Below are 11,948 nucleotides of genomic sequence, written 5' to 3' on the forward strand. Positions count from 1 at the left end.
TCAATAATCGCCAAGCGCGATTCAGGCGAGGGCGGCGTGGGCTTGGTCGCAGGCGGTGGCGAAGGCCTGGCGGTCGCGCTCGGCGGTGAGTTGATCGATCTCGAGGCGCAACGCCGCGAGGGTGCGTTCGGCCCAGGCGCGATCGGCGGGGCGACGCAGGTGAGGGGCGAGGATGCGCAGGGAATCGGCGAGGCGACAGGCGACTTCGGGATGCTCGCGGCCGTAGTGGCGCAGGTTGTCAAAGGCGGCATCGGCGATGTCGGCGAAATCATCGCGACGCACGATGGCGCGGAGCTGATTGTCTTCGTCGACCCGGCAGCGCGAGGGGAAGGCGCGGCGGGCGAGGGAGATGAGGTTTTCGGTGAGGTAGTCGATGCAGGCGACGGCTGTCACCGGATCGTTGATACCGGGCGAGAGGCAACGCACGCCGATTTCGGTAAGCTGGCGCACGCCGTATTGGCAGTCCTGCTCGCCGGTGCGTTCGGCGCCGAGCAGCACCCAACTGCGGCCGGTGGCGCACAGTTGTTTTTCGTCGAGGTCGTTGGGCAAGGAATCGCCGTGGAGGCGGGCGAGTTCGGTGTCGCGGGTGATGAACTGGCCGGGTTTGACGGTGAGTTCGATGACGAGGTCGTGGGCGGCGGCGAACTCCAGCAGGTCTTCGACATTCAGGGCCTGCACGTAACCGGCGCGGTCGGCATGAATGGTGAAGTGGGGCTCACGATCGGCGTAGTCGGCGACGCGATCATCGACGTCGGACGGCGGCTCGTCACCGAGTTCCTCGGGAAACATGGCGGCGATGGTGCGGCAGGTTTCGTGGTGGGCGCGCAGCACGATATACGATGCCTGAACTGAGCGGGCCACGTGGTGGATGAAGGCGATGAGGGTGGCGAGGCTGCCGAGGGCGAGCACGAGCGCGAGGCTGATGGTGAGACGCGGCACGGGCGCGCCGGTCGATTCGTCGGCGGAGAGGTGGCCGAGCACCAGCAGGCAGTAGGCGAAGGTCGAGACGAAGACGCCGAGCACGATCTGGTAAAATCGGTCGGCGGTGAAGTTGCGCAGCACGCGTGGGCCGAACTGGTTGGAGGCCAGCGTGAGCACCACCATCATGACCGAAAAGCTGATGGTGGTGAGCGACACCATCGAACCGGCGAGCGTCGTGAGCACCTGTCGACCACCCTCGATGCCGCCGGGGTAAAGCACCGGCAGGTTTTCCAAGGCCGAGCCGAAGTGGTCATCCACCCAGATCGCGATCTCGGCCAGGGCGGCGGCGCCACAGGCGAGCAGGGCGGGGAGCACCCAGAGGGTGGCGCGCAGGCGCTCGAGCAGGTTGTGCCAACGGGTCCTCATGCGGCGGCGGCCGCAAAACCGCGTCGGAGCGAGGAGACCGGGGGCGGCGGCAGGAGGTTGTATTGGCGCACGGCAAGGCGCCACCACGGGGCGAGTTCCGCTTCGGTGCAGGACCAGAGCTCACGGTGCAGCGCGAGCACGGAATCGGCATGCTGCAGGAGGGAACGTTTTTCGACGGCAGAGAGCGCGTCGGGTCCCTCGTGCAAGAGGCGTTCGCGCAGTGGCGCAAAACGGGCGTCGGCGTGGGCCGGGGTGACCTTGCCCGCGCGGAGCAGGGACAGGTGCACGGCGTTGACGTAGGGGTCGAGCACGGCCTGCAGCAGGCCGAAGTTTTCCGCCAGTTCCGGGTGGGGCGGCGCGATGGTTTCCGCCTGCTGCGCCACCATGGTGTCGACGCGGGTGAGCACGCGCGGTGGCGCGGTTTCCTCGGGCACGACAAACCAACCGCGGGCGCGGATGCGGCGGCCGAGTTCGACCTTGCCGGTGATGAGCGAGACCGGGATGGAGAAAACGAGTCCGGCGAGCACCGGCGACAACCACCAGGCGAGGGCGGGTTGTATCCACCACGCCACGACAAACCAGGCGATGCCGATGCCGGTGTGGGCGACGTGGGTGAGGATTACCTCGCGCCATTCCGGTTCGCCGTCCTGACCGCGGCGTTGGGCGATCCATTGCACGCCCTGTCCGCCGAGAACCTTGGCGATGAATTTGCTGTGGAAGAGCATGAGCACCGGTGCGATGAGCGTGAAGGCGATGGTTTCCAGCACGACGCCGCCGAGCAGCCGAGCGCCGCCGCCGAAGGCGCGCCACTCGTCGGGGTGGCGGCGCAGGTCGAGCAGCGCGAGGAGTTTGGGCAGGAAGAGCAGACCCATGGTGCCGGCGAAGAGCAGGATGCCTTGCGTGGCGAAGGTCAGATTCCAGGTGGGGAAAACCGAAGCGCCGGGCAGCACGCTGAGGCCGGTGGCCTGTTGGCGGAAGGCGATGACGGTGGAGAGCACGAGGAACGCGAGCCACAGCGGCGAGGCGAGAAAGGCCATGATGCCGAGCAGCAGGTGGAGGCGGTTGGCGCCGTGGAGACCGCGCGCGGCGACGAGCCAGGCGTGTTGGAGGTTGCCCTGCAGCCAGCGACGATCGCGTTTGGCGTAGTCGATGAGGTTGGCCGGGCCCTCCTCGTAACTGCCGGCGAGATCGGTCGCGAGCCAGACGGCCCAACCGCCGCGGCGCATGAGGGCGGCCTCGACGTAATCGTGCGACAGGATGCGACCGCCGAAGGGTTCGTTGCCGGGCAGATCGGGCAGCGAGCAGTGCTCGATGAACGGGGCGGTGCGAATGATGGCGTTGTGGCCCCAGTAGTTGCCGTTGCCGAGTTGCCAGGTGTTGAGGCCGGCGGCGAAGACGCTGCCGTAAAGGCGGCTGGCAAACTGTTGCAGGCGGGCAAAGAGGGTTTCGCCGCGCACGAGGCGCGGGATGGTTTGGATGATGCCGGTGCGCGGGTTGGCTTCCATCAGGCGCACGAGGGTCACGATGGTGGAGCCGGCCATGATGCTGTCGGCGTCGAGCACGACCATGTATTGATGGCGCGAGCCCCAGCGGCGGCAGAAGTCGGCCATGTTGCCGGCCTTCTTGTTGGTGTTGACGCGGCGCTTGCGGTAGAAAATCCGGCCGCGGGCATCGAGCTCCTTGGTGAGGCGCACCCACAGGGCCTCCTCCTCGACCCAGCGGTTGGGATCGGAGGAATCGCTGAGGATAAAAAACTCGAAGCGGTCGAGCTCACCGGCCTCGGCGATCGATTCGTAGATGGCGCGCAGGCCGAGGAACACCCGCTCGGGGTCCTCGTTGCAGATCGGCATGACGATGGCGGTCGAGGCGTTGGGCGGCAGCGGCGTTTGGTCGGCGTCGGGTGGGAGCGTGTTGAGCACGCGCAAGGGGTCGGCCGCGCCGTAGCGGCGGCGTTGCCAGAAGCCGACGAGGGCCTGGCTGGAACCGAAAGCGACGAGGCTGAAGAGCACGACAAAGAGGATGAAGTGGGCGATCTTCCAGGCGTCGAAACCGAGGCGCCAGTGGAGGTCGAACATGAGCAGACTGGCGGGCAGCACGAAAGCGGCGGTGGCCATGCCGACACGCCAGCGCAGCCAACGGGCCTGGCCGCGGCTGAGGTCTTGCACGGAAGGAGCGGAACGGGAGGAGCTCATGGGCGGAAGAGGTGCCAGAGGAGGACGGCGGCGGCGGCGATGGCAGACCAGTAGAGGAGGGTGCGCAGGCGCGGGGCGCGGCGGACCTTGTCCCAGGTTTGACCGGCGAGATTGGCGACCGGGCCGAGGTCGATCGGCCGCGGGGCCATGTTGGAAAATTTCAGTTCGGGACCGGCGGAAAGGTAGGCGGCGCGCATCGCCTGTTGGAGGTCCTCGGGGATGGGGCCGGAGTCGAGAAACGCGTCGGGCCAGCGCTCGGGGACGTCGGCGATCTCGAGGGCGAGGCGGGCGCGGCCGCGGGCGAGATCGGATTCGCTGGCGGAGGAGCCGACCACGCGCTCGATCCAGTCGTTGATGTGGTGGTCGGCCACCTGCATGGCGGCGGCGACGGGCGTCTCGTGCGGGCAGATGCAACGCTGGGCGCGACCGACGAGCACGGCGGTGAGTTCGGTGAGGCGCGAACGGCGTTCGAGGCGATGGGCGCGCAGGTAACTCTCCACGCGGGCGAAGGCCTCTTCCCAATCGTCGACGGAGCGCGCCGGTGGGACGGACACGGGGGCAGGCGTCGGCGCGGCGGGCGCGGGTGCGGGCGGAGCGGCGGTAGCGACGGCGGATGGAGCGGTGGCGTTCATGACGAGGAAGTGGGCAGGCGCCAGGTTTCGCTGATGGCGTCGGGGCCTTGGCGCAGGGTGCAGGTGAGACCGGCCGTCGGGCGTGCGTTGGTCACGATGATGACGCGCCAGCCGGCGCCGTCGGGCAGGGCTTCGAGGGCTTGGTGCACGACCTCGGCGTCGCCGCCGATTTGGAGGTCGGCGCCGAAGTCGGACGGCGCGAGCTGGGCGAGGTTTTCGCCGGCGAAATCGACCCACCACATCGGCCGACCCTCGCCGTCGTGGCCATGGCGGGTGGCGGTGACCTGAGCGAGGGAGGCGGGCGGCGGTTGGTCGCCCCAGATGAGACGGTAGGAAAAGTGGGACTCATCGCCGGCGGCGACGGGTTGGTCGGGACGCCAGTAGGCGACGACGTTGTCGTGATACTCACTGTCGGTGGGCAGCTCGCTGAGGCGCAGCTGGCCGGGACCCCAATCCTCGAGGGGTTCGACCCAGGCGGACGGGCGACGATGGTAACCGGCTTCGAGATCCTGATAGTTGGCGAAGGCGCGGTCGCGTTGGATGAGACCGAAGCCGCGGAGGGAGCTGGTGGGGATGTCGGTGATGCGGGCGTGGGCGACGCGTTGGAGCGGTTGCCATTGGCGACCGGCGTCGGCGGTTTCGATCCAGAGGCCGTCGGAGTCGTGCACCTCGGGGCGCAGGGTGTTGGCGGGGCGGTCGGAGTTTTCGCCAAACCAGAACATGCTGGTGAGGGGCGCCCAGCCGGGATCGGCGACGGCGTTGCGCCAGTAGAGGGCGACGCGCACGGTCATGACGGTTTCGTGGCCGGGATCGATGGTGAAGGCGTAGGCGCCGGCAACGCTCGGGCTGTCGAGCAGGGCGAACCATTCGAGCGACTCGGCGTCGGCAGTGGGTTTGCGAATCCAGAAGGAAACGAAATCGGGAAACTCTTCGGCGCGGCCGGGCAGGGCGGCGTCGAGCGCGAGTCCGCGGGCGGAGAGGCCGTAGATGTTGCCGGGGGCGAGGGCGCGGAAGTAACTCGAGCCGAGGAAGGACACGAGTTCGTCCATGGCCTCGGGGCGGTTCAACGCGTAGTGCACGCGGAAGCCGGCGTAGCCGGAATCGGAGCGCATGCGGCCGGGATCTTCGAGGGCGCGGTAGTTGAAGAACTCCTCGCGGAAAGGAATCTCCTGCACGTGGGTGGCACTGGTCTCGTGGAGGAGCACGCGTTGGCTGTTCGCGCCGCCGCGATGGTAGAAGCGGAGTTGGAAAGGCAGGGCCTGTTCGCCGCCCCAGAGGGAAGCGTCGGCGCGAAACTCGATCTCCCGATAGTCGTTGTAGTCGAGATCGCGCAGTTTGCGCGGAAGGCGCGGCGCCTCGGGCGGTTTGTAGTCGTTGGCCGCGCGTTCGGCGGCCAGCGATTTCACGTAGTCAAAGTCGACCGTGAGTCGTTCGACGCCGGCTCCCCATGTGAAGGACGCCGGTGCGGTGGCGAGCATCGAGAGCAGCAAAAAGGAAGTGAAGCGGGACATACGCGCTGCATGGAGCGGGCAGTTTGAGCATCGGTTCCCGGTATAAAACGAATGCATCGGGAGGACGGTGAGAGGGCGTTTTGCTTAGGTGGGCGAAATGCATGAGACTCGGTTTTGTGGCGTGGCAAAATGCACGAGCGCCGTGGCGCGGAGCGTGAGGCGGTTGGATGATTTTCCCGGGTAACGCGGGGGGATCGGGGGTGGATCCGGCGCCTTGGCATGGCCGTTGCGCGAGAACGGAACCGGTCTGCGAAACTTTTTTTGGCCGATCTGAACCATCGCTGCTTTTGCTCATGAAAATCCCGTCCGATTCCCCCCTTCAGCACGTCGCTCTCGTCACCGGTGCCGGCTCCGGCCTGGGCCGTGCCACGGCCAAATTGTTGGCGCATGCTGGGGCCAATGTTGGCCTGCTCGGTCGCACGGAGGAGGAGCTGGAAGAGGTGGCGGAGGAGATTAACGGCAGCGCCGAAACGGTGGGAGAAGCGATGGTCTTGACGGCCGATGTGACCGACATGGCGTCGCTGCGCGATGCGGTGGCGGCGTTGGAGTCGCGCTGGGGGCGGCTCGACATCGTGTTTGCCAACGCCGGGATCAATGGCGTGTGGAATGGCATCGACGCGTTGGAGGAGGACGACTTTGCGAAGACGATTGATATCAATCTCACCGGCACGTTTCGCACCTTGAAGGCGGCGGTGCCGCTCATCCGGCGCGGCGGGCGTGGTGGGTCGATCATCATCACGGCGTCGGTCAACGGCACGCGGATGTTTTCCAACACCGGCGCGACGGCATACGCCTCATCCAAGGCCGGGCAGGTCGCGATGGCACGGATGCTGGCGGTGGAGTTGGCGCGCGACGGGATCCGGGTGAACACGATCTGTCCGGGTGCGATTCACTCGGAGATCGACGACAATACCGAGCGGCACGATCCGACCCGCATGCGCCTGCCGGTAGAGTTTCCCGACGGCAAGATCCCGCTGACGGGTGAAGAGCCGGGCACGGCGGGGCAGGTGGCCGAGGCGGTGTGGTTTCTGGCCAGCGACGCGTCCAGTCATACGACGGGCACGGAGCTGTTCATCGACGGCGCGCAGTCGCTGTTCCAAGGCTAAGGCTGAGGCGGAGTAAATCGCGACCTGACAGCTGCGGGCTTGTGCTGCGGGGCGGAACCGGGTTTCGCTGGTCGGTGATGTCCTGGCCGGCGCAGACCATACACTTCATCGATTTCGAAGGCGGGGCGACGTGCGGCATCCTCGAATACGGGGTGGTGACGTTGCGCGGTGGTGAGATTGTGGATACGGCAACGCGGCTGTGTCGGGCGACCGGCCGAGTGCGGCCGGAGGACGTGGCGGTGCACGGCATCGAGCCGATGGCGGTGGCGGAGGAGGCGCCGTTTACGGAGGAGTTTGAACGTTTCGCGAGTCTGCGGGAGAGCGGACCGCTGGCCGCGCACTTTGCGAACGCGGAGAACACGATGCTGAAAAGCGTGTGGCCCTACGCGCGGCAGGCGCCGGATTGGGTGCGCCCGGGGGCTGTATCCACGGAGTGGGGACCATGGATCGATACGGGGCGTTTGTATCCGCAACTTTACCTCGGGTTGGAGTCGGCGCGACTGGAGGAATTGGTGGGGCGGATGCGGTTGCAGAACGAGTTGGACCGGGTCGCGTTGGAGCTGTGTCCGCTGGATCGGCGACGTTACCATGCGGCGCTCTATGATGCGCTGGCGGGGGCGCTGTTGCTGCGACATCTGGCCACGGAACCGGAAGTGGCGGCGCAGTCGTTACCGTGGCTGCTCACCATGAGCACGCTTGATCCGGACAAGCGGGAGGCGATGACGCAGGGCGACCTGTTTTAAAAAGCTGAAACGCTGAAGGCTGAAAGCTGATTATGGGGAAGCGCGCTAAACCGGAACTGTCGGCAGCTGAGTTGAAGCGCAAGGGCGTGCCCGCGCCGCAGAGTGGTTTGGAGCGAGCGATGTTGGAGGGCTACAAGGAGGACATGATGGCTTTCATGGATGCGCACCCGGCGGCGCTGGCGGAGGCGATCATGTTGGCCCCGACGGATCGGCAGCCGTATGCGTGGCGGGCGGCGTGGTTGATCAATACTCGCATGGAGGACAATGATGCGCGGGTGCGGCCGGCGATCGATGGCTTGTTGGCGGCTTTGCCGGAGCGAGCCGACGGGCATCAACGGGAGATTCTGCGCATCCTTACGCGCATGGATTTGAACGACGAGCAGGAGGGCACCTTGTTCAACCATACGGTGGCGTTCTGGGAGGACGTGCGCAAAAAGCCGGCGCTGCGGTGGTTCGCGATCCGGTTCATCCTGCAGATGCTGGCCAAATATCCGGACCTGGAGGGCGAGGTGAAAGTCCTCACGCAACGACCGTATCTGCAGCCGCTATCGCCGGGGGTGCGCCGTTCGGTGGAACGGATGTTGGCGAAGGTGTTCGGTTAGCTTCGCCCGGTGAGGAGCTCTCGTAGCATGAGCCAAAAAAAGCGCGGGTGGGTGCGGAGGTAGCGCGGACCGAGGCGGCCCGGTTCGCGGCAGATGCGGTAAAGCCACTCAAAGCCAATGCGCTGGATCCAGCGAGGGGCTTGGGCAATGCGGCCGCTGTGAAAGTCAAAGGCGGCGCCGACGCCGATGAGCAGGCCTGCTTCGAGGCGCGGCGCGAGGCGGGCCATGAAGCGTTCCTGTTTCGGCGTGCTGATGCCGACCCAGACGACGTGTGGACGCGCCGTGGCGATGTCGGCGATGAGGACATTTTCCTCCTCGGCGGTGAGCTCACGATAGGGCGGAGTGTGGGTGCCGGCGACCGCGAGGCCGGGGAAGCGTTGGGAAAGTTTGGCGGCGAGGTCGGTCGCAACTCCGGGTGCTCCGCCGTAGAAATAGTGGCGGAGTCCACTGGCGCGGCCGGCGTCACAGACGGCGAGAAGCAAGTCGGGACCGTAAACGCGTTGGGTGCCGGGCGGGCCTCGCCAGACGAGTGGCATGCCATCGGTGGTGACGAGGAAGGCTTGGTTGAAGATCTCCCGCAGCGCCGGGTCGTCGCGGGTTTCGATGATGCTGCGCGCGTCGGCAACACACACGTAGCCGGAGCGCGGGGTCGCCGATGTTTCGATCACCAGCCGGGTGGCGCGAGCGAGGTCGAGGGCGTGCACGCCGACGCCGAGGACATTGTAGCGAGGAGGAAGCAAACGACGTCTACAAACGCTGAAAGCGGAAAGGCTGAAAAGCTGAAATAGGCCGGCGCGAAGGCTGACTTTAACTATAGCGAAGTCAGCAATGCGGCCGGGGGGACGTCGGCGAGCGTGTCGAGGCGGCGGGCGGCGTGAGTGAAGGTGTGGTCGACGGTGCAGGGGTTGGGGATGACGACCACCCGCAGGCCCGCGGCGTGGGCGGCGTGGTGACCGGGCACGGAGTCTTCGAAAGCGATGGCGGCGGCGGGATCGGCAGTGAGGCGGCGGCAGGCCTCCAAGTAGACGTCGGGGGCGGGTTTGCCGTGCGGCACGTCCTCGCGGCAGACCACGGTGGCAAACCGTTCGAAGAGGCCGAGGCGTTGCAGGTGACGATCGACGTGGTCGTGCGGCGAGTTGGAGGCGACGGCCAGCGGGATGCCCTCGGCGTGGGCGTGATCGAGCAGGGCGACCACGCCGGGCAGGATGGGTTGGTCGGAAATGATGCGGTCTTTCAGGATTACAAAACGATCCTGCAGGTGGTCGCGGTCGACGGCGGGGGGGATGCCTTCCCACGGATCGAATACAATGCCGACGTGGCCGATGATGCCGGCGCCGCGGGCGCGATCGAAGGCGCAGCCCTGTTCCTGATGAACCGCGGACCACGCGTCGATGAGGGCGGTTTCCGTGTCGAGGATGAGGCCGTCGAAATCGAGCACCAATGCAGAAGGCAATGCCATGGCAGAGGGATGCGCGGGCAGATGCAGAGCGCAAGCAGCAGGGCGGATTTGGCGGGCGAGCGGGAACCAGCCGGAAGGCGCCCGGTCCGTGCCATCGAACCCTCAACCGGAGAAATCCCCATGTCCAAAGCACAGCCCAACTCCTCCAGCCCCAACCCTGAAGCCGCCGCGGTTAAGCGTCCGAGCGAGAATCAGAAGGCACAGATCAAGCAGCAAAAGATCGAACAAACGGGGCTGAACAGCCGGATCCGCGGCCATGTCTCGGCGCGAGGTCGACGAGAGCAGGCGAAGAGCGACGCGAAAGGTTAGGCCGGTCGGCTAAACTGGCGGCGGGAGGGGCATGTCGCAAAGCGATGGACAGACCGGTTTGCCCCTGCACTTGGCTTGCCGCGGGCACGGGATTAGCTGGGGATGAGCAATGCAATTCATCTCTCCGCGCTGGAAGGTCGCCTGTATGGCAGGTGTGACGACCTTGTTGTTTAACCCCTCGCTTATGGCTAAACCCGATACCATGAACCGCGACGAGATCGCGGAGGACTACAAATGGGACTTTTCTCAGATCTATCCGAACTGGGAAGCGTGGGAGGCGGACATGGCGGTGTTGGACGGCCTCATCGACGACTATGCGGCGTTGCAGGGCACGCTGGCGAGTGGGCCGGAGGCGTTGGTGCGGGCCTCGGAGTTGTCCGACGACATCGGTCGGTTGCAGTTTAAACTCTACCGCTATCCGCAGCTGCAGCGTGACGTGGACACGCGCAACACCGAGATTTCGGGGCGCTTCCAGCGCGTGACGGCCTTGTTTGCCAAGCTCGGCACGGCCGCGTCGTGGTTCACGCCGGAGTTGCTCGAGGTCGGCTACGGCACGGTGGGCGAGTGGCTCAACTCCGAGCCGAAGCTGGCGCCATATCGTTTCCCGATCGAGGAAGCGTTCCGCCAGGCTGAGCACACGCTCGATGCGGACGGTGAGCGTCTGATGTCCTACTCCTCGCAGTTCTCGGGCACGCCGCGCACGATCTATCAGGAGCTGAGCACTTCGGATATCGATTTCCCGGAGGTCGAACTCTCCACCGGCGAGAAGGTGAAACTGTCCTATGGCGGTTACTCGCGGACGCTGAACACCGCGCGCAATCAGGCCGATCGTCAGGCGGCATTTGAGGGCCACTACGAAACCTATGCGGCCAACAGGAACACTTACGCGGCGATTTACAATGCGAGCCTGCAACGGGATTGGTTTGGCGCGCAGGCGCGCAACTACAGCTCGACCTTGGAGGCCGCACTCGACGGCAACAACGTGCCGGTCGACGTCTACAAAACCCTGGTCGAAACCGTGCGCGGCGGCACGGAGCCGTTGCAGCGTTACGTGAAGATCCGGGCCAAGATGCTCGGGCTCGACAGCTACCACCTCTACGACGGCTCGCTGCCGCTCCTGGAGGACGACCGCGTGTATCCCTACGACGACGTGAAGGACACGGTGCTCGAGTCGGTCGCGCCGCTCGGTGAAGCCTATCAGCAGAAAATGGCGGCCCTGCTCAACAACCGTCGCCTCGACGTTTATGAAAACGAAGGCAAGCGCAGCGGCGCCTACAGTGCCGGCGTGTATGGGGTGGGGCCCTACATGCTGATGAACTACAACGACACGATGGATGCCGTGTTCACCTTCGCGCATGAGATGGGGCATTCGATGCACACGGAGCTGGCTTACGAAACCCAGCCTTTCGCGACGGCCAGCTACACCATCTTTGTGGCCGAGGTTGCTTCGACCACCAATGAACGGTTCCTTCTCGAGTTGTTGCTCAGCCGCACGGAGGACCCGAAGGAGCGTTTCCTCCTCCTACAACAGGCGATCGATGACATCGTGGGCACCTTCTACACCCAGGTGATGTTTGCCGACTACGAGTGGCAGGCGCACCAGAAGGTGGAGCAAGGGCAGCCGATCACGCCGGACAGCCTATCGGAAATCTATATGGGTCTGCTTGAGGACTACTATGGCGATGCGGTGGCCAAGGATGAACTCTACCGCTACACGTGGACGCGCATCCCGCACTTCTTCAACTCGCCGTATTATGTTTACCAATACGCGACCTGCTTCGCCTCGTCGGCGCAGGTTTACAAGGCGATGACGACCGGCACCGCCGAAGAAAAAGCGGCGGCGACGGAGCGTTACCTCGACCTGCTGCGCAGCGGCGGCAACGACCACCCGATGGAGCAGCTGCGCAAGGCGGGGGTCGACCTGTCGGATCCGGCGACCATCCAAGCGGTGGTCGACCAGATGTCCGATCTGGTGGACCGCCTCGAAGTCGAAGCCGAACGCATTCAGAGCTCGAGCTGACGCCCGGCGGGTTTTTTCAACCGCCAA

General features: G+C 65.6%; 11 protein-coding genes. 5 read left to right on the forward strand and 6 right to left on the reverse strand.

Annotated features, from left to right (window positions below):
- Nucleotides 1-21: 21 nt before the first annotated feature.
- Genes K1X11_RS18255 through K1X11_RS18270 form a run of 4 tightly spaced genes read right to left on the reverse strand, consistent with a single transcriptional unit; the run spans nt 22 to nt 5,682 of the window.
- On the reverse strand, nt 22-1,347 hold the full coding sequence (locus tag K1X11_RS18255) for a DUF2254 domain-containing protein (protein WP_221030595.1): 1,326 nt from the start codon (nt 1,345-1,347) through the stop codon (nt 22-24).
- Nucleotides 1,344-3,539: a glucans biosynthesis glucosyltransferase MdoH gene (gene mdoH / locus K1X11_RS18260; protein WP_221030596.1), complete on the reverse strand. Its 2,196-nt coding sequence runs from the start codon at nt 3,537-3,539 to the stop codon at nt 1,344-1,346. The genes K1X11_RS18255 and mdoH overlap by 4 nt, the downstream gene beginning before the upstream one ends.
- Nucleotides 3,536-4,171, reverse strand: coding sequence for a hypothetical protein (locus K1X11_RS18265; protein WP_221030597.1), 636 nt, complete (start codon nt 4,169-4,171; stop codon nt 3,536-3,538). The genes mdoH and K1X11_RS18265 overlap by 4 nt, the downstream gene beginning before the upstream one ends.
- On the reverse strand, nt 4,168-5,682 hold the full coding sequence (locus tag K1X11_RS18270) for an OpgD/OpgG family glucan biosynthesis protein (RefSeq protein WP_221030598.1): 1,515 nt from the start codon (nt 5,680-5,682) through the stop codon (nt 4,168-4,170). Before K1X11_RS18270 ends, K1X11_RS18265 begins: the two co-directional genes overlap by 4 nt.
- A 293-nt stretch (nt 5,683-5,975) precedes the next feature.
- Between K1X11_RS18270 and K1X11_RS18275 the strand changes: the two genes are divergently transcribed.
- The 3 genes from K1X11_RS18275 to K1X11_RS18285 all read left to right on the forward strand — a co-directional run bounded on the left by K1X11_RS18275 (nt 5,976) and on the right by K1X11_RS18285 (nt 8,133).
- Nucleotides 5,976-6,788: an SDR family oxidoreductase gene (locus K1X11_RS18275; protein ID WP_221030599.1), complete on the forward strand. Its 813-nt coding sequence runs from the start codon at nt 5,976-5,978 to the stop codon at nt 6,786-6,788.
- Between the two features lie 77 nt (nt 6,789-6,865).
- Complete coding sequence (locus K1X11_RS18280) at nt 6,866-7,531, forward strand: 3'-5' exonuclease (RefSeq protein ID WP_221030600.1); 666 nt, start codon at nt 6,866-6,868, stop codon at nt 7,529-7,531.
- 32 nt (nt 7,532-7,563) lie between these two features.
- A complete protein-coding gene (locus K1X11_RS18285) occupies nt 7,564-8,133 on the forward strand; it encodes a hypothetical protein (protein WP_221030601.1) in 570 nt (189 codons plus the stop codon).
- Here the strand turns inward: K1X11_RS18285 and K1X11_RS18290 are convergent.
- Together K1X11_RS18290 and K1X11_RS18295 are read right to left on the reverse strand one after the other, a co-directional pair.
- Complete coding sequence (locus K1X11_RS18290) at nt 8,130-8,873, reverse strand: WecB/TagA/CpsF family glycosyltransferase (RefSeq protein ID WP_221030602.1); 744 nt, start codon at nt 8,871-8,873, stop codon at nt 8,130-8,132. The two genes, K1X11_RS18285 and K1X11_RS18290, sit on opposite strands and share 4 nt — an antisense overlap.
- Before the next feature lie 71 nt (nt 8,874-8,944).
- The gene (locus tag K1X11_RS18295) at nt 8,945-9,592 is read right to left on the reverse strand and encodes an HAD family hydrolase (RefSeq protein ID WP_221030603.1); all 648 of its coding nucleotides are present in this window, start codon (nt 9,590-9,592) and stop codon (nt 8,945-8,947) included.
- A 120-nt stretch (nt 9,593-9,712) separates the two neighbouring features.
- On the opposite strand from K1X11_RS18295, the gene K1X11_RS18300 reads away from it, so the two are divergent.
- Together K1X11_RS18300 and pepF are read left to right on the forward strand one after the other, a co-directional pair.
- Nucleotides 9,713-9,901, forward strand: a complete 189-nt coding sequence (locus K1X11_RS18300) for a hypothetical protein (protein WP_221030604.1) — start codon at nt 9,713-9,715, stop codon at nt 9,899-9,901.
- Between the two features lie 184 nt (nt 9,902-10,085).
- Nucleotides 10,086-11,921, forward strand: a complete 1,836-nt coding sequence (pepF, locus tag K1X11_RS18305) for an oligoendopeptidase F (RefSeq protein ID WP_221030605.1) — start codon at nt 10,086-10,088, stop codon at nt 11,919-11,921.
- Nucleotides 11,922-11,948 lie beyond the last annotated feature (27 nt).

This window comes from Actomonas aquatica, assembly GCF_019679435.2.
In the GTDB taxonomy this organism is placed as follows: Bacteria; Verrucomicrobiota; Verrucomicrobiia; order Opitutales; family Opitutaceae; genus Actomonas; species Actomonas aquatica.